This window comes from Tateyamaria pelophila, from assembly GCF_019966495.1.
Lineage (GTDB): Bacteria > Pseudomonadota > Alphaproteobacteria > Rhodobacterales > Rhodobacteraceae > Tateyamaria > Tateyamaria pelophila.
This window is the reverse complement of the sequence record NZ_JAIMIA010000023.1, coordinates 1-20,687: the sequence shown is the minus strand read 5'-3', so window position 1 is coordinate 20,687 and position 20,687 is coordinate 1. Positions and strand designations below refer to the sequence as shown.

The window sequence follows — 20,687 nt, the reverse complement described above, 5'->3', positions numbered from 1 at the left end:
ACACAACGATGAATGACGACCCGATGGACCGCATCGCCGCGGCGCTGGAGCGGATGTCCCCGGCACCGCTGGCCGCACCGGATTTCGACGCGGCGGGGGCCTTTGTCTGGCAGACCGGGCCGGATCGCTTGGAGCCGGTGACCCATGTCGCCCGCGTGCCGCTGGAGTTGTTGCTTGGGGTGGAGCGGTCGCGCGATACGTTGCTGGCGAACACCCGCCAGTTTGCTCAAGGCCTCGCGGCGAACAACGCCTTGCTTTGGGGCGCCCGGGGCATGGGGAAATCAAGCCTTGTCAAGGCGATACACGGCGCGCTTCATTCTGAATTCCCTGAGTTGAAGATCGTGGAATTGCACCGCGAAGACCTACCGTCCGTCGGCCGTTTGCTGAATGTCTTGCGGCAGGCGGAGACGGCGCGTTTTGTTCTGTATTGCGACGACCTGTCGTTCAGCCATGATGACCAGCATTACAAATCCCTCAAGGCGGTGCTGGACGGCGGGATCGAAGGGCGGCCGGACAATGTGATTCTGTACGCCACGTCGAACCGGCGTCACCTGATGCCGCGTGACATGATCGAGAATGAGCGGGGATCGGCGATCAATCCCAGCGAGGCGGTTGAAGAAAAAGTGTCTTTGTCGGATCGGTTCGGACTGTGGCTGGGCTTTCACGCCTGCGATCAGGATCAGTACCTGGCGATGATTCGCGGCTATTGCGGCGCGTACGGCGTCGAGATCGACGACGACACGCTCTGGGCCGAGGCGATTGAATGGCAGGCCACGCGCGGGTCGCGGTCGGGCCGTGTGGCATGGCAATATTTCTGTGATCTGGCCGGGCGGCGCGGCGTCCGCCTGTAGGCCGAAGCCTGCGCGATCACGCAGCACCGACTGAATGCTGCGTTGGGTTCACGCCCGTGAAATTTCATTCATTTGCTAGATGTCAGCGGCCATTGGCCATGAATTCTGGCAGGTCAGTCCATCACTCGAGGAACGGGGCCGGGTCGACGCTGTCGAAGCCATCGCGGACTTCGAAATGCACATAGGCGTCGTTTGCGTCGGGACGCAGGCTGGCGATGACCTCATCCCGTTTCACGCTGTCGCCCTTGGCCACTTTGACCTGATCGACATTGGCATAAACGGTCAGGATATTGTCGACGTGGCGGATGACGATGATGGGCACCCCATCCGCGCTTTGCGTGATGGCGGCGACGTTGCCGTCTGCGGCGGCCTTGACGGGTGCGCCGGGGGCGGCCTTGATGTCGATACCTTCGTTACGTCCCTTGCTATAGGCACGGATGATGCTGCCTTGCACGGGCAGGGCCATTTTAGCCGACCGGCTGGTCTGGCCGACATCTGCGACCTGTGTGTTGGGCGCGGAAATATCCGGTGGGTTCGCGGTATCGTCTTCGGGCAGCGGTTTGATCGAACTGGGCGGCGTCGGCGTGGGCGACCCGGTGCCGGGGGGCGCATCCGCGGCCGAGCGTGCAGGGGGCGCGACGCGCGCGATCGGGATCAGCAGGTACTGACCTTCGCGCACGGCGTAATCCGTGCCCAGGCCGTTCCATTCGGCCAATGATTTTGCAGGCACCTGATAGAGCCGCGCGATGGTAAAGGCGGTTTCGCCCCGCTCGACCTGATGGCGGACCGGCTCTTGCCCGGTCGCGGCGGGCAGTGGCGTTGTCGTGGGGGCGGTTGGTGTCGTGACCGGCGTTGGCTGTGCATTGTCGATCGCGTTGCCTGCCAGTGTTGTCACGTCGACACGGGATGTCTGGATTGAGCCGGTGCCAAGGGTGCCGGGTGCGGGCTCCGCGACACGGCGGGGCAGGGCGACGACTTCGCCGCTGCGCAGCGGCACGCCCTCGCTGATTCCATTGAAGCTTGCCAGTTCGGCGGCAGGCAATCCAACACGGGTCGCCACATCATTGATGGTGTCACCGCGTCTGGCGATGGCAACCTGATAGCTGGGGTAGGAGATCACACCACGGCTGTCCGGCGTCGGCCGGTCCGCTGTGGCGGTCTGAACCGCCTGTGCAGTTGAGAACCCGCCGCCTGCGCCACGCATGTCGAAATCGAGCGGCTGGTCGCAAGCCGCGACGCCAAGCAGCGCGCAAGTGGCCAAAAGAAGCGGCTTGCGCCGCGCATGATTGATCCGGATCATCTGCATCGTCCTCTGCCGGTCCCCTCTGAAATGGGGGTGTTGCCGGTTTGAAGGGTATTTTACACCACTTTTACTCTTTACCCAAGCCTTCCAGCAAAGGCACAAAACGTACGTCCCGCAATTCGTCATATTCCAGACCGCTTTCGGTTTTGTGGACCCGGATCAGGCTCTGGACCGCGTCGGACTGGCCCACCGGAAGCACCATGATACCACCAACCTTGAGTTGTTTGAGCAGAGGCCCCGGAGGGTCTTCGGCGGCGGCGGTCACCAGAATGCGGTCAAAGGGGGCCTGATCGGGCAGGCCGTATGAACCGTCGCCGATGATGGCGGTAATGGTATGCAGGCCCAGTTCGTCAAAGATGGTGCGGGCCTCTTGCACAAGGCGGCGGTGCCGGTCGATGGTGTAGACCCGGCGCGCCAGTTTGGCCAGAATGGCCGCCTGATAGCCGGACCCGGTGCCAACCTCGAGCACCTTGTCGCGTGCGGTGATGCCGAGCGCCTGCGTCATCAGTCCCACCACGGAGGGCTGGCTGATCGTTTGTCCGCACGCAATCGGCAGGGGCATGTCCTCATAGGCGCGTTCCGCAAAAAGCCCACGAATAAAGGGGCCGCGGTCGATCTCTTCCATGGCTTGCAACACGCGTTTGTCCGTCACCCCCTTGGAGCGCAGCGCATAGAGAAACTGCATCTTGCGCGTGGCGAGATCGTCGTCGGTCATGTGGCAATCGTGCCAAGCTGGTCGAGCATGTCATGGGCTGTCAGATCCGCGCGCATCGGTGTGACCGAGATATAGCCCTCAAGGTTCACGGCTGCATCGGTACCGGGAGCGGTCGGGATCTGCTGATTGCCGCCCTTGATCCAGAGGAATTGCCGACCCGTCGGGGAGGTTGAGGCCTCGGTGTGAAAACCGGTGCCGCTGCGCAGACCTTGAGGGACAACACGCGTGCCCTTGACGTCCTTGGCGGCAACGGGCGGCACGTTGACGTTGTAGAACAGTTGGTAGCCCGTACCGGGCGGCGGCGTGGCGGCGATTATCCGCTTAATCACCGACAAACCATGCACCGCAGAGGCGTCAAAAGTGTTTTCGAGATCGCGATTTTCCGGTCCGTAGAATTGCGAAATGGCGATGGAGAGCACGCCTTGCAGCGCGCCTTCGATGGCCGCGCCGAGGGTGCCGGAATAGAGCGCGTTCTCGGCAGAATTGTTGCCCCGGTTCACGCCGGACAGAATCAGATCGGGTTTGTCGTCATGCAAGACGTCATGCAGGCCCGCCAGAACGCAATCCGCGGGGCTGCCCTCGACCGCGAAGCGTCTGGGTTCGAGTTGCTGGATCATCATCGGCCGTGTGTAGCTGATGCAGTGGCCGACACCGGATTGTTCGAAGGCAGGCGCAACCGTCCACACTTCGCCCTCCGGTCCGGCCAGTTCATTGGCGATCTGGGTAAGTACGGCCAGTCCCGGCGCCGAGATGCCGTCGTCATTTGTGATGAGAATGCGCATGTGCTGCCCCCTTGCGCCTTACTAGGCCAGCGGGGCGCGGTTGAGCAACCGAAGGAGCCTCCGGCGGGGATTTTTTTGGAACAGAGAAGGAGGATCGTTGCGCGGGAGACTCAGTCTGTCGGTCCGAGGTTCAGATCCGCCAGAATGCGTTGTGCTTCGGAGGCGGGATCTGTCAGCGCCTCGCGATCTTCGCCCGGGAAGAACCGCGCCCGCGTGGCCGTCGGCATGGGGGCGGGAGTGGCAATGTGCACATGGGGTCCGGTGCGTTGGGTTTCGGATTGCCAGCAGCGTGCCAGGGCAATCTGTGCGGCCTTTGTGGCACCGTAGCTGCCGAAAAATGGCGCACCCGCGCGCGGGTCGTCAAAGAAGATCGCGCTGCCGGTCTGGCCAAGCAGCGGGGCGACGAAGGTGATCAGCGTCGCCGTTGCCGTCACATTGGCGTTGACCGATTTGCTCATGTCCTTGGCGTCGATCATGTTTGCGGGGGCAAGCGGGGCTGCGTGAATGGCGGCATGCACCCACAGGTCGAGGGTACCCCAGCGGTCATAGATCCCACGGCAGAGCGTCGCCATGGCCGCTTCGGTGGTGATGTCCATGGGGGCCAATGTGGCCGCCCCGCCGCGCGCCTTGATCCGGTCGTCCAGCTCTTCGAGGGCGCCGGTTGTCTTGGCGACCGCAATGATGTGATGGGTGGAAGCCAGTTCGAGGGCGAGCGCCGCGCCAAGTCCGCGCGACGCGCCGGTGATGAGTGCAGTTTTTGTCATGTCGCCGTGATGCCTGTGCGCGTGCGCGTCGTCAAGCGGCGCTGCGCGTTGGCAGTGTCAGTTTCTGCGCGCCCGTGGGGGTATCAATCATCACGGCATCCTCGGAGATGGCTATGATCTTGCCGGGTTTGAGCGTGTCGCCCAAAGTGAGCGTTTCGATTTTTCCTCCGGGAAAACGGACCAGGACGCGTCGCTTTTCTGCGGTGCCGACAATGCCGATCAGGGTGCGTTTGTTCAGGTTGATCACGCCGATCTCTGTCGCGTGTTGCGCGATGGTCGGGTTTGATGTTTCGGTCATTTCAGCCTTCGTTTCATAGCTCGAAAGCTGCCGCTAGCATGGGGTCTGCCGCACCGCCATGTGGTGAAATCAGTTCGGCGGTGCGGCGCTTATTTCCCTAAGGTCAACGGGCTGAACCATGCTTGGCCCGGTGATAGGTGAACGTGAGAAAGGTCAGTTGCCACAGGGCATCTGTGTCGGGGGCCAACAGATCGAAGCGCAGTGCACGTTTGCCATCATTGCCGGACAGGTCGGGAAAGCGGAGTTGCATTTGCGCGGCAAGGTCTGTTTTACAATCCACATAGGCCGTGATGCGTGCCGGGTCAGCTGCGGACCAATTGAGCCGCAGCGTGCTGCCCGTGCGCGGGGTGCGTGGCCGCCACGCCGGTTGTCCCCATTTCAGACCTTCATCGAGAGGACCCACCCCGGCGGCCTCAGCCACGTTATGAAAGACCGTGCGCATTGATTGCAGCTGCAATTGTGCGGAGGCGGGCCAGCGGATGATCTGGTCAAGGATGGCAGCGGGAATCGGCATCATGCCATGTTATGTCCCGCGCTGCTGACAGATTATGGCGGCAATGGTTATTCCGCAGCCTTCATTTCGAACCCTTTTTCGATCATATCTGCGGGCTCCACAGGGTATTCGCCACTAAAGCACGCGTCGCAATATTGCGGTGCGGCACTGTCCCGGCCCCCGGCTTCGCCAACGGCGCGGTACAGCCCGTCGAGAGAGATAAATTTCAGGCTGTCCACGCCAAGATGTGCACACATCTCGTCCTCGGACATGGTTGCCGCCAGCAGTTTTTCGCGCTGCGGCGTGTCGACCCCGTAAAAGCATGGCCATGCGGTAGGGGGCGAGGCGATGCGGAAATGCACCTCCGCGGCACCGGCATCGAGGATCATTTCCTTGATCTTGCGGCTGGTGGTGCCGCGCACAACGCTGTCGTCGACCAGAATGATCCGTTTGCCACGCACCAGCGCCCGGTTCACGTTCAGTTTCAGGCGCACACCCATATTGCGGATGTTTTCGGTGGGTTCGATGAAGGTCCGGCCCACATATTGGTTGCGGATGATCCCCATGGCGTAGGGAATACCGGATTCCAGCGAGAAGCCGATGGCCGCAGGCGTGCCGCTGTCGGGCACCGGGCAGACGAGATCGGCGTCCACGGGGGCTTCCTTGGCCAGTTCGCGGCCGATGTTTTCCCGCGTCTCATAGACGGACCGCCCGCCGAGGATGCTGTCGGGGCGACTGAAATACACATGCTCAAAGATGCAGAAGCGCGATTTTCTGCTTCGGAAGGGAAAGCGGCTTTCGATGCCGTCATCGGTGATCACGACCATCTCGCCCGGCTCGATCTCGCGGACGAATTCGGCACCGATGATGTCGAGGGCACAGGTTTCCGAACTGAGCACGTAGCCAGTGGGCAGTTTGCCCAGCATCAGGGGACGGACCCCCAGCGCATCGCGCACGCCGATCAGTTTGGTGCGGGTCATCGCGACGATGGAAAACGCGCCTTCGACGCGGCGCAGAGCATCTTCCATCCGCTCCGGCACGTTGCGCTGCAGCGAGCGGGCCATGAGGTGGATGATGCATTCGCTGTCGGACGAGCTTTGGAAAATCGAGCCGCGCTCGATCAGCTCGCGGCGCAGGGCGATGGCGTTGGTGATGTTGCCGTTGTGGGCAATGGCGGCCCCGCCCATGGCGAATTCGCCAAAGAAGGGCTGCACGTCGCGGATCGCGGTTTGTGCCTTGGAGCCGGAGGTCGAGTAGCGCACATGCCCGATGGCGAGCGGGCCGGGCAGGGTCTCCATGATCGATTGGGACGTGAAGTTATCGCGGACGTAGCCAAAACGGCGGGCAGAGTTGAAGCCTTGGGTGGCGTCGTAGGAAACGATTCCCCCCGCTTCCTGACCGCGGTGCTGGAGGGCGTGAAGCCCGAGGGCGACGAAATTGGCTGCATCGGTGGTGCCAAGGACACCAAAGACCCCGCATTCTTCTTTCAATTTGTCGTCGTCGCAGACATCGCGCACTGCATCAAAGTCAAAAGGGTGGGCGGGTGGCATCCGCACTTCGGAAGAATCGGACAATGGGCAGCTCCGGATCCGGTTGAGTCTGGGGCGGTGTAGCAAGCCCACGCTGCACTGTCACGAAAGGATCACAATTCAGCCGCGCTTTACGCCGCGACACTGTCCGGTTGACCAAGGCGCGCCTGCAAAAGCGCGATTTTTGCGCAGGTTTCACCATAGCTGAGCCGTTCGAAAAACGTATCACCGGCGGGGCTGGCGTGAATCAACAAGCCGGTCTGGGCGTAAATCAGCTCTTCGGTATCGAAGTGGAGCGTCGCCAGTTCCGCCGCGCCGGACAAGGTGGGACGAATACCGTTCCAGCCGCACAGGGCATTGAGCGGCGCCGTTACAAGCGGTGCGTCGCTGATATGCCCTGGCAGGTCCAGCCCCACATGCACGTTGCCCGGCAACATGACATCCGAACAATTGGACAACGCGCCGCCGGGGATGCGGACCATGGCACTTGTGATCTCCGGCGTGCTGATCGCGGTGATCGGCACAAAGCCTCCATCCAGGGTGGCGAGGGTATCCCCCGCGCGCAAGGTGCGGGCCGCAACCCAGCCTTGCAGTGTTTCGACAAGTGTTTCCCCGCTCAACGTTGTCTGTGCGGCGGGCGATGGGGCAGGAGTGATAGCGGCGTTGAAATCGGCGAATGCGGTTGTATGGTTGTGAAACATGGGGTCCTCCGGGACTGTCGGTTTGGTCTGTCTTTATGCAGCCTATATCGCACCACGAATCCGCCGCTTTTTGGACACAACCGGGGCCAAAGGCGGGCTCTGTTTCGGTTTGGACATCAGTGAGCGCCACCGGGCGCAGACTGGCCGTTGAGCGGCGACGCGATTCATCAGCCGCTAACCATTACTGCCGTGTCGCGCCAAGGATTCGCCGTGTTTGCTGCGGTCGTGTGTGAACGGTACAATGACCCGCCTGAGCACAGCGGCTGCAAAGGTTCAGAGTAAAAGCAATGACCCCGGATCAGCCCATGACTTCATGGAAACGGACGTGCCCGCCCGTGTCCGCTCCGGCCGGTTTTTCGTGACGTTCAAACTGTCTGCAACTTACTCGCCGCAGTTGCTCACCAGGCTCTCATACTGGCTTGTGATCCAGCCGAGTGCTTGTTCTGGGTTCCGCTCCTCGATCTGGTCCGTGAAACGGCCAAAGACGACGGCAGAGCGGCTTTCATCCACGATGGTGAATTCCTGGCCGGTGATGACGGTGTCATAGACAAAAAAGGCCAGCGCAACGAGCAAGATGCCGCGCGCGACCCCAAAGAGGAAGCCAAGGGCCTGATCGACCCCGCCCGCCGCCGAGCGTTGTACGACCGAGGAAAACAGAGGTGTAAAGAGCGACACGACGATCAGCGAGATCGCGAAGACGATGGCAAAGGCACCAATCATGCTCAACTCGCAACTGTCCGCTACAAACTCACCGACGACCGGGATTTCGCGCACCATCGGCTCGACCTTCGGGGCGAACAGGAATGCGAGCACGGCCGCCGCGACCCAGCCTGCGATCGCCATTGCTTCGCGCACGAGACCACGCCCATAGGCCAGCAAGGCCGAGAGGATGATGACCACGGCGACGACGCCGTCGATAATTGTGAACCCGTCCATGGTCCTGCCCCTTATTCTCTTTCTCGAAGGCGCTCAACCTGCGCCGAATACTTCGCCCACAAATCCGGTCAGATCACCCATCTGATTGAGCTTCATTCCGGATGCGCCAAGCGCTTTGCCACCCTTGGGGGCGATCGCGCTGGTGAAACCAAGTTTTTGCGCTTCTTTCAACCTGTTTTCCGTCTGAGGTGCGGGTCGGAGGGCCCCGGACAGGCTGATTTCCCCGAAAACCACGGTGTCGGCAGGCAAGGCACTGTCTTCTCGGGCACTCAGAAGGGCTGCGGCCACGGCCAGATCGGCGGCGGGTTCGGAGATTTTCATGCCACCGGCCACGTTGAGGTAGACGTCGAGCCCGGTAAAGGGGATGCCACAGCGGGCCTCGAGCACGGCAAGGATCATGGCGAGCCTGCCGCCATCCCAGCCCACGACCGTGCGTCTGGGTTGTGAATGTGGAGAGGGGGCAACGAGTGCCTGCAACTCGCACAGGACGGGCCGTGTGCCTTCGATCCCGGCAAAGACGACGGAGCCTGGCGACGGCTCGCCCCGCTCGCTGAGGAAGAGGGCGGAGGGGTTGGTGACCTCGGCCAATCCCGCGCCGGTCATTTCAAACACGCCGATCTCGTCGGCGGGGCCAAAGCGGTTCTTGACCGCGCGCAGGATGCGGAACTGGTGGCCCCGCTCGCCTTCGAAATAGAGCACCGTGTCGACCATGTGTTCGACGACGCGGGGGCCTGCGATCTGGCCGTCCTTGGTAACGTGGCCGACCAGAATGACGCTGACGCCCTTGCGTTTGGCAAAGGTGGTCAATTCATGGGCTGCGGCGCGCACCTGGCTGACGGATCCCGGCGCGCTGTCGACGGTGTCGAGCCACATGGTCTGGATCGAATCGATGATGGCGAGGCCGGGGGCCTCGGATTCGAGCGTTGTGAGGATGTTGCGCAGGTTGGTCTCGGCGGCCAGTTGGACCGGCGCGTCGGTCAGATCGAGACGGCGGGCCCGCATGCGGACCTGTGCGCTGGCCTCCTCGCCGCTGACATAGATGGTTTTGAGCCCACCGCGTGCAAATTGTGCGGCTGCCTGCAAAAGCAGGGTGGATTTGCCGATGCCGGGATCGCCGCCCACCAATATGGCCGAGGCAGGCACCAGACCGCCGCCCAGAACACGGTCCAGTTCGCCCATGCTGGATTGGGTGCGGGGGGGTGGTGTTTCTTCGGCGCGCAGGTCGGTCAGGGTGACAGTGGCGCCGCGTTTGGACCCCAGTGATTTGCTACCCGGGCCGGTCGAAAGGCCTGCATCTTCGGTGATCGTGTTCCACTCGCCGCAGCCGTCGCAGCGCCCGGACCATTTGGTGAAGGATGCCCCGCAGGCGGCGCAGGAAAAGGATGGGTTTTTTGCCATGGCTGCGGTGTGCCTGAGCCGCAGCGCGGCGTCAAAGGGTTATTCGGAGGTTTGGGTGCGAGCCCGTTCCGTTGCCCAGCTGATCCAGAGTGACGTCAGGATACAGGCGGTAAAGAGGTAGAGGCCCCAAGCGACTTCCAGCCTGCCAACGCCAATGCCTTTGGCCAGCGTGATGTAGAGCGCGATCAGGAAGATATCGGCCATCGCCAGTTTGCCCAGAAAGGCCAATAGAGGCGCTGCGCGGGGACTGAGCCAGTGCCAGTGCACCAGCGCCAGACCGATGGTTTTGAGATAGGGCGCGATGAGTGCAAAAACCGCGACGACGACCGCGAGAAAGATGTCAGTTTGCCAGAGCGATTGCAGCCCCGAGATCACGCTGACCTCAGAGAGTTTGAACAGCGGTAGAAGCCCGGCCTTCATCAGCGGTGCAAACCACGAGATCGGATAGGCCACCAGCAAGGCAAGGTTGATATAGCGGTACATGGGCGTAGAGGGCTGATTTTAGCGCCGTTGGTCAAGGCGGGACTTGGCTTTGGGCTAGCGCACCGACGCAATTGGCCCGTCGGCGCGGCCATGGACGAATTGATCCACGTAAGGATCGCCTGCGGCGTCCATTTCAGAGGTTGGCCCTGTCCAGCGGATCTTGCCGTTGTGCAGCATGGCCACGTGATCGGCGATCGTGCGCACCGAGGTCATGTCATGGGTGATGGTCATGGTGGTGGCCCCCATTTCGGTCACGATCTCGCGGATCAGGTCGTTGATCACGCCTGCCATGATGGGATCAAGCCCGGTGGTGGGTTCATCGAAGAAGATGATCTCGGGCTCGGCGGCGATGGCGCGGGCAAGGCCGACGCGTTTTTGCATGCCGCCCGAAAGCTCGGCGGGCAGCCGGTCGGCCACATCGGGGGTCAATCCGACGCGGCGCAGCTTTTCGATGGCGATGGCACGGGCCTCATCGCGCGGTTTGGCGAGGCTGCCGCGCAGGAGGCGGAACGCCACGTTTTGCCAGACAGGGAGCGAATCAAACAGAGCGCCGCCCTGGAACAGCATGCCAAAGCGCGCCAGAAAAGCGTCGCGGTCGGTTTTGGTGACGTCGATGCCGTCGACGGTGATGGTGCCTTGATCGGGCGTCACGAGGCCAAGGATGGTCTTGATGCAGACCGATTTGCCGGTGCCCGAGCCACCGATGATCACCATGGATGTGCCCTTGCCGACCTGCAGGTTCACGCCGCGCAGGACGTGGTTGTCGCCAAAGGACTTATGTACGTTGTCCAGCGTGATCATGCTTCGGTGCCTGTGGTGGCTTTGGGGAGCCTCCGGCGGGAGTTTATCCGGCAAGATGAAGGGGTCAATTTTACGGGGCGTTGGCTTTGTTTCATACGGAAAAGAAAACTCCGGTGAGCACGAAGTTGGCGGCCAGGATGAGCACGGCGGCGGCCTCGACCGAGCCTTTGGTGGCGCGGCCTACACCTTGCGCGCCCCGGCCAGAGTTCATACCGAAATAGCAGCCCATGAGAGCGGCGATGAAGCCGAAGACCGCGCCTTTTGCGAGGCTGGAGGTGATGTCCTTGAGTTCCAGAAAGTCGACGGTATTCTGGATGTAGGCCGCCGCGTTGAAGCCCAGCGTGCCGGTCGCTACGGCGTAGCCGCCGAAGATGCCGATGATGTCGCCGACGCCGACCAGCAAGGGCACTGTAAGCGTTGCGGCGAGCACCCGCGGGGCGGTGAGGTATTTCATTGGATGCGTGGAGAGGGTGATCAGCGCGTCGATCTGTTCGGTGACCTTCATCGTTGCGATCTCGGCGGCGACCGAAGACGTAACGCGTGCGGCGATCATCAACCCCACAAGAACGGGACCCAATTCGCGCACCATACCGATGGCCACGATCTGCGGGACCACTGCTTCGGCATTGAAGCGCGCGCCGCCTGCGTAGATTTGCAACGCCAGCGCGCCGCCCGTGAAGATCGCCGTGAGCCCCACGACGGGGAGGGACAGCCAGCCGATGTTCAGGAGTGCAATCCCGAATTCGCGGGGGTAGAACGGCGGCCGGAGCAAATGCGTCAGCGTTGCCCAGGCAAAAAGGCTGACCCGCCCGATCGTCGCCAGAAGGCCGAGCGTTGCCCGTCCGATCGCGGCGAGAAATCTCATTCGATGATGGACCTGTGGTAGCGGTGCCCCAGAGATGTCAGGATTTCGTAGCCGATTGTCCCGGCGGCTGTCGCCACGGTTTCAACGGTCTGGTGTTTGCCCAGAAGCTGAAGGCTGTCGGGCACCTCGCCCAGATCGGTGATGTCGGCGGTGATGAGGTCCATCGACACGCGACCCACGACCGGGCAGGGGGTGTCTTCTGCGTAGAGTGTGGCATTCGCTCCCATGGCACGGATCAGCCCGTCGGCATAGCCGCCCGACACCGTCGCAATCCTGCTGTCGCGCTCTGCGACCCAGCTGTTGCCATAGCCCACGGTTTCGCCCGGCACCACATCGCGCACCTGTATGATCGGCAGATCGAGGCTGACCACGGGCAGGGCTTTCGCGAACGGCATGCCGCCGTACAGGCCCACGCCGGGCCGTGTCATATCGAAGTGATAGGCTTGCCCCAGCAGGGTTCCACCCGTCGCGGCCAGCGAGCGAGGGATATCCAGACCGTCGGTCATGGCCTGAAACGTTTCGAGTTGATGCGCGTTCATCGGGTGATCTGCATCGTCTGCACAGGCCAGATGCGAGACGATCAGCGCGGGGCCTTGCGCGATGGCAATGTCGCGCACGGCAAACCATTCGCTTGGTTCCATGCCCAGACGGTTCATGCCGGTGTCGAGCTGGATGCCAAAGGGGTGGCCGGGCAGTGCCTCGACGTGGCGCAGCATCTGATCGACCGAATTCAGCATCGGGGTCAGAATGCCTGCGCGAATTGCGTCGGTGTCCCCGTGCATATGGCCGGAAAAGACGAAAATATCGGGCCCTGCGCCGAGGGTATCCCGCAGCGCTGTACCTTCGAGGGCGGTGGCGACGAAAAAACGGCGCACGCCGACTTTCGCCAGTGCGCGGCCAACCACGTCAGCGCCGAGACCATAACCGTTGGCCTTGACCACGGCACCGGTTTCGCCTGTGCTCAAAGCGTCGAGTGCGCGCCAGTTACGCACCAGTGCGCGCAGGTCAATTGTAAGTGTCGCAGATGTCATGGCGGGGTTTTGACAGGCTCGTGCCCATTGGTGAAGAGGGAAAACGCATCCGCTTTGAGACCTTGATCAGGGGAAGGCAAAGATATCGCGGTTGCGCTCCCAGATCTGCTCTCCGATCATGCAATTGTAGGGAGCGGTGGCCTGCGCGTGGTAGATCCGATCGGGTTGCGCCGCGATTTCGAGGACCAGTTTGCGCCGGATCGCACCTTCGAATTCGGCCCAGTCGGTGACAGGCAATACGAAAGCCCCGATGCCCCCGATCACACAGGCGGTGTAATAGGCATCAAGATCGGGAATGCTCCACCGGGAGAAGCTGTCGGCCCCGTGTGTCATCAGGGGCAGGCCGTTGATCGTGATCCCTTGTGCCAGAACCCGGTCGCGGGCCTCGGTTACGGGCGGGCCCATATTGTTCGGGCCGTCGCCTGATATATCGATGACACGGCGCAGCCCGATGTACTGATTTGCGGCAATGGACGCGGACGCGTAGTCCAACACTGACGAGATCGACGTGCGGCGCAGCCCGTCGTCAAACCGCGCGGTGATCTGGCGGGCCACGCGGTCCGCATCGGCCTGGCTCTGGATCATTGTCCAGGGCACGATGATGCGTTGACTGCCGGCCCCCGCCCATTCCACATAGGTGATGGCGATGCGTCCCAGCATGCCGCCTGACAGCGCGTTTTGCACTTCGGTGCTGGAGAGGGCGGCAGCGTAACCGCGGCGTTGAATCTCAAGCTCAAACGGTTGCATGGAGCGTGACACATCGGCTGCCAGAAACAGCTCGACATCGACCTCGACCCGCTCCTGCGCGTGCAGGGGCAGGGTCCAGAGCAGGAGGATCACAATCAGCAGGTGCATGGCACTATTGCGCCGCAAATTATGGCCTCTGTCCAGTCACGACTGGGTCAGATCGGAATTTACCCGGTTTGCCGGGGAAGCTTTCGCCTGTTTTGCCCAAGGGATCACCATGCCGGGCCCGCCACGTTATGGGGCCAGTGCCCCGGTATGGTCTGGCCGGGACCTGCCTTTGGCGGGAAGGCACCGGTGCGCGCGCCGGATCGGTGACACTGCGACCGCGGCGATGCTGCTAATCGGTGGCTGCCGTGGATCAGAACTCCTGATCGTTTCCGGCTCCTTGCTGCCAGGGCTGGACAAGGTTGCCAAAGCGGGTAAAGCGACCCTCAAAGCTGAGATCGACGGTGCCAATGGGGCCGTGGCGCTGTTTGCCGATGATGACTTCGGCGCGCTGGTGCAGGCGTTCCATCTCCTCTTGCCACTTGGCCATGGCTTCCAGGTCGTGATCGCCGGGCTTCTCCCGCTCTTTGTAGTATTCCTCGCGGAACACGAACATGACGACGTCGGCGTCCTGCTCGATCGAGCCTGATTCCCGCAGGTCGCTGAGCTGGGGGCGTTTGTCTTCGCGGTTTTCCACCTGACGCGAGAGCTGCGACAGGGCGACGACGGGGATGTTCAACTCCTTGGCGATGGCTTTGAGACCCATGGAAATCTCGCCGATCTCCTGCACCCGGTTTTCGGCGACGCCACGTACCAATTGCAGATAGTCCACGATCAGAACGTCCAGCCCGTGGGTCCGTTTCAGACGGCGGGCGCGGGCGGCAAGCTGCGCGATCGGGATCGCGGCAGTGTCGTCGATATAGAGCGGGCAAGCTTCGAGCGCCTTGGCTGCATCGACAAAACGGCGGAACTCGGCTTCTGTCATGTCGCCGCGGCGGATCTGTTCGCTGGGCACTTCTGACGCCTCGGAGAGGATCCGGGCGGCCAGCTGTTCGGCACTCATTTCAAGTGAATAGAAGCCTACGACGCCGCCTTCGATGGCGCCTTCGGATCCATCCGGCCGGATACCCTTCTTGTAGGCTTTGGCGATGTTGAAGGCGATGTTCGTGGCCAGTGAGGTTTTGCCCATGGAGGGGCGACCAGCAAGGATCAGCAGGTCGGAGGAGTGCAGTCCGCCCAGCTTTTTGTCCAGGTCGATGAGGCCGGTCGAGACGCCGGCAAGCCCGCCTTCGCGTTGATAGGCCGCATTGGCGATGTTGACGGCGTCGGTGACGGCCTTGAGGAAGCTTTGAAAGCCGCCTTCGGAGGTGCCTTGCTCGGCGAGTTTATAGAGCGCCTGTTCGGCCTCGACGATTTGTTCCTTGGGCTCGGAGGCCACGTCGACCTTGGCGGCCTTGGCGCTGATGTCGCGGCCCAGAACGATCAGATCGCGGCGCACCGCCAGATCATAGATGATCTGGGCATAATCGCGCGCGGCAAAGGCGCTGATGGCGGCGCCGGCAAGGCGGGCCAGATAGGCGGGGCCGCCCAGTTCCTGCAAGCCTTCGTCGTCTTCCATGAACGCCTTGAGGGTGACGGGGCTGGCGAGGTTGTTCTTGGCGATGCGCGCGGACGAGATTTCGTAGATCCGCGCGTGCACGGGATCATAAAAATGCTTTGGGCCAATGATCGAAGCGACACGATCATAGATGTCATTGTTGGTCAGGATGGCGCCCAACAGCTGCTGTTCGGCCTCAATCGAGTGCGGCATTGTTTCGGCATCCTGAACGGCGACACCGGTTGGATTGAATGCTGTAATCTCGTTCATCGGCCCGTTTCCTGCTCTTTTTTCTACCCGTTGCAAGGCTCATGCCACAGGTGGACGCGGGTTGGAAACCCGGGAACATCTCTGGGGATGACCATGGGGATAACCTTTTTTTGCACCCAGTTTGATCAAAGTGTCGCGTCAGCTTGCAATCATGCTACCACATGTAGAGGGACTGGTCTGCAAGAATCGTGGTTGTTCACAGGGGGTCGGCAGGTTTTTTCCGCAAAATAAGTCTTGCCGTTAAAGGGATAACCCTACGACTGCGTACGTTCAGCTTGCCAGGCGCGGGGATCCTTCAGGAAAGCCTCGACGCCGGTCAAGGTTGCCTCGTCAAAGGCACCGCTGACGCGGGCCTCGGCCAGAACGTCCCACCATGTGCACAAGTGATGTAATTGAACGCCGTGATCGCCCAGCGTTTTTTCCGTTTCGGGAAAAATGCCATAGTAGAAGATGACCGCCGTATGGGCGCAGGTGGCCCCGGTGTCGCGGATGGCATCCACAAAGCTGATCTTGGAGCCGCCATCTGTGGTCAGGTCCTCGACCAGCAGCACCCGTTGGCCTTCGCTCATGTCGCCTTCGATTCGCGCATTGCGCCCGTAGCCTTTGGGTTTTTTGCGCACGTAGGTCATGGGCAGGGCCATGCGTTCTGCCACAAGTGCAGCGAAGGGGATGCCCGCCGTTTCGCCGCCTGCGATATTGTCGAACGCCTCAAAGCCCGCATTACGCATGACCGTGACGGTCAGGAAATCCATCAATGTGGCGCGGATCCGAGGGTAGGATATCAGCTTGCGGCAATCGATATAGGTGGGGCTGGGCAAACCGGAGGCCAGCGTAAACGGCTCTGCTGCATTGAAATGCACGGCCTTGATTTCCAGCAGCATACGGGCGGTCAGGCGCGCCATTTCTTCGGAGGTGGGATAGCTGGTGGGGATCATGGCTGTGACTTTCGAAGTGAGGTGCGTGTGGAGGATGCGGGTGCCTCCGGCGGGAGTTTATCTGGCAAGATGAAGGGGATCAGGTGACCGACCAGAGCAGGGGATATCCGGGGTCGAAGACGGTGACGGGGCCGTCGTCTGTTTCCACGTGGGAGGGCACCTGCGGGGGCGTTTTGGTGAGCGTCATTGTATCGGTGTTGACGGGCAGACCGTAGAAGGCGGGGCCGTTGCGGGACGTGAAGCCTTCGAGGTGGGTCAGGGCGTCTTCTTCCTCGAACACCTGTGCGAGGATGGGCATTGTATTGGGCGCGGTAAAGCAGCCGGCACAGCCGCAAGGCAGCAGTTTGTTGGCGTCTGTGTGCGGGGCGCTGTCAGTGCCGAGGAAGAACCTGCCCTCGCCCGAGGTTGCGGCGGCGCGCAGGGCCAGCCTGTGCTCTTCGCGTTTGGCAACGGGGAGGCAGTAGTAATGCGGTTTGATGCCGCCAGCCAGAATGTGGTTGCGGTTGATCACAAGGTGGTGCGTGGTGATCGTGGCGCCCAGCGTGTCGCCCTGAGCGCGCGCGTAGTCCACGGCGTTGCGCGTTGTGATGTGTTCCATCACGACGCGGAGCCCCGGCGTCGCCCGGCGGATCGGGTCGAGCACGCGGTCGATGAACACCGCTTCGCGGTCGAAAATATCAACGTCATGATCGGTGACTTCGCCGTGGACGCAAAGCGGCAATCCAATTGCTGCCATGCGGTCCAGTGTCGGGCGGACTTTGTCGAAATTGGCGACGCCGGAGGCGGAGTTGGTCGTGGCGCCTGCCGGGTACAGCTTGACCGCCTTGACCAGACCAGAGGCATGCGCCGCGGCCACATCATCCGGGTCTGTGTCTTCGGTCAGGTAGAGCGTCATCAGCGGCGTGAAGTCCATCCCCTCTGGCAGCGCGGCCATGATCCGATCGCGATAGGCGGCGGCCTGTGCGCTGGTGACCACCGGAGGCACGAGATTTGGCATGATGATGGCGCGGGCAAAGTCGCGTGCGCTGTGGGGGAGAACGGCCTGCATCATGGCGCCATCGCGCAGATGAAGGTGCCAGTCGTCGGGGCGGGCGATCGTGAGTGTTGTCATAAACGCCCGTTAGCACGGGCGCCGGGGCGGTGGCTAGCCCTCGGACGCGATTGCACGCGCGGCGTCGATCTCGGCGAGGCGGCGTTCAAAGCGCGGGGCCTTCATCCTGCGGGTCACGTTGCGCGCCATCATGTACACAAGGCCGTCGCGCTCTTCGAATTCGAGCGCTGCCATCACACGCCTGAGGTAGGGTGGGTGGGTGCGACGGGCACGGTACAATCGGGCGAAACTTGTGCCGTCAAGTCTGTCCTCGGCGACATGCACCAAGAGCGGTGCAAACAGATTCATTGCCATAAGGTCGCTCTGGATCGCATCGCCCATGTGCCGCATGCGCAGCTGGGTGACGCCGGGCCGGGTGAAAAGGGCCGCATGCGCAGCGTCCAGCGATTCAAGCGGGTCATAGAGGACAAAGGCCTGATCGCAGGCGTCGAGCATGTCAGGCGCATAGCCGTATCGGTCGGTGAAGCTGGTGCGGCGCATTTCGCAATATCTGTCGTCCCATGCGGTCACGCGCGGATCGAGCGTGGCCTGCGGTTGCACCGTGATCACACGCGCGCCGGGTGCGGCCACGGAAAAGGCCGCCGCAGCGTATCCGCACGGCCCCGCACCATAGAACACAACGGTCTCAAAGGCGTCAAAGAAACCCTCGTCCGTCATGTCATCGAAGAATTCGAATACGTCGCGATCACGGAACCACGTATTGCCGTCGCCGACCATGCAGAGATGGGACCAGCCGTTTTCACGCACCATGCGCCAGCCCATCGGCTCGCAGAGCGCGGACAGGCCACGCATATCCTGAACCGTTTCAAAGCTGACCAGAAGCGTATCGCCCCGCCGAATATGCGTCGCAAAATGGCGCTTGCCCAGCTGTCGGAAAAACCCATGGTCCTGGCCGATCTTCTGCATATGGGCCATCCACACGGCCTTGGTCAGGTCGGCCAGATCAGGATCAAAGGCGCTGTATGTGTCCGGCATCATAATATCCTCGCGTCCGCAAGCTTTCGGCGGGTTTCAGATCGGCATAGGCAGGCAATGCGGCAGAATTATGGAAAATTTGAGCGGTTCGCGTTTTTCGAAAAACCTGAATCACGCAACGCTGTCCGAAGTCACAGGGGTCATCCGGTTGCGAGATGACTGTTGCGTCATGTCTTCACAGAATCGCTTCAGTGTGCCGACTTGCGCGCCAGATTGGCATATCTGACCAGAAATCGGGCTGCTGATTTCGAAACCGGATGTGTCGGCTGTGACATCAGAAGACGGCCAAAAAGCCCGCGGAACGGCTCCTGCTGCATCAATGCGTCAAAGCGGGACTTGCGCCAGCCCACGGCGGCGTCATGCAGTTTTGCCAACGCGGCGTCGGAGCGCAAGGCGTCCAGATGGGCATCGCGCGCGGCGTCATACCGCCGGATCGTATCGTCCTGGGTTGTGCAAAAGTTTCGCTCGACCCAATAATCCAGACCCAGCATGTCATCTGAGTGCACCGCCCGCCCACGATCGGCTTTGAGCACAAAGCTTTCCATGGATCCCAGCGGGTAGTGATTGAGTTGAGCCAGTCCAAAATTCGGACGGCCATAATTGGAAAAGATGCGCCGTGTCTTGAATTGATCGTCCAGTACCCGGCCATGGCTGTCATACCAGACGGCCTTTTCCAGACGGTTGTGATTGGGGCTGCGGGGGCGGTGTACGCCGGGTTTGTCATAGCTGCCATCATTGGCATAGAGCGTCTTGAACATGGAGGCCCGCCACGGCCAGTACAGAATTTCGGGCGCGGCTCTGGTGAAGCTTTGGGTCACGGGCACGTCTTCGAAGCGGACCTGTTCGTTATTGCCAAAGAGGCGCCATGTGAGCGTGATGGCGGTGGCATCGGGCAGGGCATCGTGCAGGGCACGCAACGTGCCATCGCCGGTGTGGATGTTGACGAACTCGTCTATGTCCAGCGGCAAGATCCAATCGGCATTGCGCACCTGATCCATCCTGGCGGCCGCCTTCAGAGCGGTGAACTGGATGCCGCCCTTGTCATAAGGCCCTTCATTCCGGATGTGGGTCAGTCCACCCAGTTCTGCAAGACGGTCCAGTATGGTGTCTGTTCCATCGTCGCAATCATTTGAAAATACAAGAAAATCATCAAAACCGATTGCTCGGTGGTGGGCGATCCATTCGAGCAGGAACGCGCCTTCGTTACGGACAGTCAGGATCGCAAGGTGGCTCACGCGGCGACAAACCCGATGATACGCCCCGCGCTGATCCGCGGATCGTAGGCCAGCCCCGCGGCGGTTACGCTGTTGAAGAGCTTTCGCATCCCTGCATGGCCGATATTTTTCGGGTGGAGTTTGACGACAAGGTGCCTGACACTTTTCAGGCTTGCACCGTCCAGCAAATCAGCCTCGCCCCCCTCAATATCACAGATAATGACAGTGGGTTTGAGGGCCGCCAGTGTGGTTTGGAAGTTGTGCATCTCGACGGTCGTTTCGCGCGCGTTTTCGCCTTTGTGCGGTGCCAACGAGGAGGCGGCGAAGGGGGTGCGAATGTAGAACGGCACGGTGGATTTGCGTTTGCCCAGTACGGCATGGGTGAGCGTGACGTTCTTGAACCCGTTGGTCGCAAGCATTGCCTCGGCATAGACAAGCGGCGCTGCATTGCCGTCATAGCCGTGGATCGCGACCACTTTGCGCCGTTTTGCCAACATGCCTGCGACAAAGCCGAGGCCGCACCCGAGATCCAGCACCGTGTCGCCTTCGCGTGTGGCCTTCAGCGCGGCGGCGGTCAGAGCGCGTTCATAGGCGTTTTCTCGAAGCACCCTGCGCACCTTGCGTGTCAGATAGGTGTCGTCCTTGGGGAATTTCAGACCACGCGACTTGATGTAGCCTTCTGGATCGATCGTCTCGCTTCCGTCCATGTCAGCTCTCCATATCCAGCGCCAGAGCATAGGCGACGCGTTCAGTCTCGGTCAGTTTCACTTTCCACCTAATGGATCGAAGCCACCGGCTTCTAGCCGGTCCGCTTCAGCGAATCTTTCTCTGATCTTCTCTCCTGAATTTTGAAACCCGCTGTGGCGGTATGGTTTCAAAATTCAGGAGAGAAGATCATGCGTT

Annotated in this window: 22 protein-coding genes; 1 reads left to right on the top strand and 21 read right to left on the bottom strand. The window is 61.5% G+C overall.

The window, feature by feature from the left end:
- Positions 1-8 precede the first annotated feature (8 nt).
- Complete coding sequence (locus LC354_RS09685; protein WP_223423391.1) at positions 9-851, top strand: ATP-binding protein; 843 nt, start codon at positions 9-11, stop codon at positions 849-851.
- Between the two features lie 121 nt (positions 852-972).
- On the opposite strand, the gene LC354_RS09680 is transcribed toward LC354_RS09685, so the two are convergent.
- The 21 genes from LC354_RS09680 to LC354_RS09580 all read right to left on the bottom strand — a co-directional run bounded on the left by LC354_RS09680 (position 973) and on the right by LC354_RS09580 (position 20,491).
- Positions 973-2,151, bottom strand: a complete 1,179-nt coding sequence (locus LC354_RS09680; protein ID WP_223423316.1) for a M23 family metallopeptidase — start codon at positions 2,149-2,151, stop codon at positions 973-975.
- Positions 2,152-2,221: 70 nt separating this feature from the next.
- Positions 2,222-2,869 (bottom strand): protein-L-isoaspartate(D-aspartate) O-methyltransferase, encoded by a 648-nt coding sequence (locus LC354_RS09675; RefSeq protein ID WP_223423315.1) that lies wholly within the window; start codon positions 2,867-2,869, stop codon positions 2,222-2,224.
- The gene (surE, locus tag LC354_RS09670; protein WP_223423314.1) at positions 2,866-3,651 is read right to left on the bottom strand and encodes a 5'/3'-nucleotidase SurE; all 786 of its coding nucleotides are present in this window, start codon (positions 3,649-3,651) and stop codon (positions 2,866-2,868) included. Before surE ends, LC354_RS09675 begins: the two co-directional genes overlap by 4 nt.
- A gap of 110 nt (positions 3,652-3,761) precedes the next feature.
- Positions 3,762-4,415 (bottom strand): SDR family NAD(P)-dependent oxidoreductase, encoded by a 654-nt coding sequence (locus LC354_RS09665; protein WP_223423312.1) that lies wholly within the window; start codon positions 4,413-4,415, stop codon positions 3,762-3,764.
- Positions 4,416-4,446: 31 nt separating this feature from the next.
- Complete coding sequence (locus LC354_RS09660) at positions 4,447-4,713, bottom strand: hypothetical protein (RefSeq protein WP_223423310.1); 267 nt, start codon at positions 4,711-4,713, stop codon at positions 4,447-4,449.
- Positions 4,714-4,816: 103 nt separating this feature from the next.
- Entirely contained in the window at positions 4,817-5,230 is a 414-nt protein-coding gene (locus tag LC354_RS09655; RefSeq protein WP_223423308.1) for a hypothetical protein, read from the bottom strand.
- Between the two features lie 44 nt (positions 5,231-5,274).
- Positions 5,275-6,756 (bottom strand): amidophosphoribosyltransferase, encoded by a 1,482-nt coding sequence (purF, locus tag LC354_RS09650; RefSeq protein ID WP_223423390.1) that lies wholly within the window; start codon positions 6,754-6,756, stop codon positions 5,275-5,277.
- A 110-nt stretch (positions 6,757-6,866) separates the two neighbouring features.
- Positions 6,867-7,436: a Hint domain-containing protein gene (locus tag LC354_RS09645; RefSeq protein WP_223423306.1), complete on the bottom strand. Its 570-nt coding sequence runs from the start codon at positions 7,434-7,436 to the stop codon at positions 6,867-6,869.
- 381 nt (positions 7,437-7,817) lie between these two features.
- Positions 7,818-8,372, bottom strand: a complete 555-nt coding sequence (locus tag LC354_RS09640; RefSeq protein WP_223423304.1) for a CvpA family protein — start codon at positions 8,370-8,372, stop codon at positions 7,818-7,820.
- 33 nt (positions 8,373-8,405) lie between these two features.
- Complete coding sequence (gene radA, locus LC354_RS09635; RefSeq protein ID WP_223423302.1) at positions 8,406-9,770, bottom strand: DNA repair protein RadA; 1,365 nt, start codon at positions 9,768-9,770, stop codon at positions 8,406-8,408.
- Positions 9,771-9,809: 39 nt separating this feature from the next.
- Complete coding sequence (locus tag LC354_RS09630; protein WP_223423301.1) at positions 9,810-10,253, bottom strand: paraquat-inducible protein A; 444 nt, start codon at positions 10,251-10,253, stop codon at positions 9,810-9,812.
- 54 nt (positions 10,254-10,307) lie between these two features.
- A complete protein-coding gene (locus LC354_RS09625) occupies positions 10,308-11,054 on the bottom strand; it encodes an ABC transporter ATP-binding protein (RefSeq protein ID WP_223423299.1) in 747 nt (248 codons plus the stop codon).
- A gap of 91 nt (positions 11,055-11,145) precedes the next feature.
- Complete coding sequence (locus tag LC354_RS09620) at positions 11,146-11,919, bottom strand: MlaE family ABC transporter permease (protein WP_223423297.1); 774 nt, start codon at positions 11,917-11,919, stop codon at positions 11,146-11,148.
- Positions 11,916-12,950: an alanine racemase gene (gene alr / locus LC354_RS09615; RefSeq protein WP_223423296.1), complete on the bottom strand. Its 1,035-nt coding sequence runs from the start codon at positions 12,948-12,950 to the stop codon at positions 11,916-11,918. The genes LC354_RS09620 and alr overlap by 4 nt, the downstream gene beginning before the upstream one ends.
- A 66-nt stretch (positions 12,951-13,016) precedes the next feature.
- Positions 13,017-13,805, bottom strand: a complete 789-nt coding sequence (locus LC354_RS09610; protein WP_223423294.1) for a DUF1194 domain-containing protein — start codon at positions 13,803-13,805, stop codon at positions 13,017-13,019.
- A 250-nt stretch (positions 13,806-14,055) separates the two neighbouring features.
- A complete protein-coding gene (locus tag LC354_RS09605; RefSeq protein ID WP_223423292.1) occupies positions 14,056-15,549 on the bottom strand; it encodes a replicative DNA helicase in 1,494 nt (497 codons plus the stop codon).
- Between the two features lie 254 nt (positions 15,550-15,803).
- The gene (locus LC354_RS09600; RefSeq protein WP_223423290.1) at positions 15,804-16,484 is read right to left on the bottom strand and encodes an orotate phosphoribosyltransferase; all 681 of its coding nucleotides are present in this window, start codon (positions 16,482-16,484) and stop codon (positions 15,804-15,806) included.
- A gap of 79 nt (positions 16,485-16,563) precedes the next feature.
- Positions 16,564-17,595 (bottom strand): dihydroorotase, encoded by a 1,032-nt coding sequence (gene pyrC / locus LC354_RS09595; protein ID WP_223423289.1) that lies wholly within the window; start codon positions 17,593-17,595, stop codon positions 16,564-16,566.
- Positions 17,596-17,628: 33 nt separating this feature from the next.
- Entirely contained in the window at positions 17,629-18,570 is a 942-nt protein-coding gene (locus LC354_RS09590) for a phosphoadenosine phosphosulfate reductase (RefSeq protein ID WP_317849287.1), read from the bottom strand.
- A 188-nt stretch (positions 18,571-18,758) separates the two neighbouring features.
- Complete coding sequence (locus LC354_RS09585) at positions 18,759-19,805, bottom strand: glycosyltransferase family 2 protein (RefSeq protein WP_223423285.1); 1,047 nt, start codon at positions 19,803-19,805, stop codon at positions 18,759-18,761.
- Positions 19,802-20,491, bottom strand: coding sequence for an FkbM family methyltransferase (locus tag LC354_RS09580; protein WP_223423283.1), 690 nt, complete (start codon positions 20,489-20,491; stop codon positions 19,802-19,804). The genes LC354_RS09585 and LC354_RS09580 overlap by 4 nt, the downstream gene beginning before the upstream one ends.
- Positions 20,492-20,687 lie beyond the last annotated feature (196 nt).

Bases quoted from the DNA above. Each gene is read 5' to 3' on its own strand.
- LC354_RS09600 (WP_223423290.1), bottom strand. From the start codon at position 16,484: ATGATCCCCACCAGCTATCCCACCTCCGAAGAAATGGCGCGCCTGACC.
- LC354_RS09645 (WP_223423306.1), bottom strand. From the start codon at position 7,436: ATGTTTCACAACCATACAACCGCATTCGCCGATTTCAACGCCGCTATC.
- purF (WP_223423390.1), bottom strand. From the start codon at position 6,756: ATGCCACCCGCCCACCCTTTTGACTTTGATGCAGTGCGCGATGTCTGC.
- LC354_RS09665 (WP_223423312.1), bottom strand. From the start codon at position 4,415: ATGACAAAAACTGCACTCATCACCGGCGCGTCGCGCGGACTTGGCGCG.
- LC354_RS09655 (WP_223423308.1), bottom strand. From the start codon at position 5,230: ATGATGCCGATTCCCGCTGCCATCCTTGACCAGATCATCCGCTGGCCC.
- surE (WP_223423314.1), bottom strand. From the start codon at position 3,651: ATGCGCATTCTCATCACAAATGACGACGGCATCTCGGCGCCGGGACTG.
- LC354_RS09610 (WP_223423294.1), bottom strand. From the start codon at position 13,805: ATGCACCTGCTGATTGTGATCCTCCTGCTCTGGACCCTGCCCCTGCAC.
- LC354_RS09640 (WP_223423304.1), bottom strand. From the start codon at position 8,372: ATGGACGGGTTCACAATTATCGACGGCGTCGTCGCCGTGGTCATCATC.
- LC354_RS09620 (WP_223423297.1), bottom strand. From the start codon at position 11,919: ATGAGATTTCTCGCCGCGATCGGACGGGCAACGCTCGGCCTTCTGGCG.
- LC354_RS09580 (WP_223423283.1), bottom strand. From the start codon at position 20,491: ATGGACGGAAGCGAGACGATCGATCCAGAAGGCTACATCAAGTCGCGT.
- LC354_RS09605 (WP_223423292.1), bottom strand. From the start codon at position 15,549: ATGAACGAGATTACAGCATTCAATCCAACCGGTGTCGCCGTTCAGGAT.
- alr (WP_223423296.1), bottom strand. From the start codon at position 12,950: ATGACATCTGCGACACTTACAATTGACCTGCGCGCACTGGTGCGTAAC.
- LC354_RS09630 (WP_223423301.1), bottom strand. From the start codon at position 10,253: ATGTACCGCTATATCAACCTTGCCTTGCTGGTGGCCTATCCGATCTCG.
- radA (WP_223423302.1), bottom strand. From the start codon at position 9,770: ATGGCAAAAAACCCATCCTTTTCCTGCGCCGCCTGCGGGGCATCCTTC.
- pyrC (WP_223423289.1), bottom strand. From the start codon at position 17,595: ATGACAACACTCACGATCGCCCGCCCCGACGACTGGCACCTTCATCTG.
- LC354_RS09680 (WP_223423316.1), bottom strand. From the start codon at position 2,151: ATGATCCGGATCAATCATGCGCGGCGCAAGCCGCTTCTTTTGGCCACT.
- LC354_RS09625 (WP_223423299.1), bottom strand. From the start codon at position 11,054: ATGATCACGCTGGACAACGTACATAAGTCCTTTGGCGACAACCACGTC.
- LC354_RS09685 (WP_223423391.1), top strand. From the start codon at position 9: ATGAATGACGACCCGATGGACCGCATCGCCGCGGCGCTGGAGCGGATG.
- LC354_RS09675 (WP_223423315.1), bottom strand. From the start codon at position 2,869: ATGACCGACGACGATCTCGCCACGCGCAAGATGCAGTTTCTCTATGCG.
- LC354_RS09590 (WP_317849287.1), bottom strand. From the start codon at position 18,570: ATGCCGGACACATACAGCGCCTTTGATCCTGATCTGGCCGACCTGACC.
- LC354_RS09660 (WP_223423310.1), bottom strand. From the start codon at position 4,713: ATGACCGAAACATCAAACCCGACCATCGCGCAACACGCGACAGAGATC.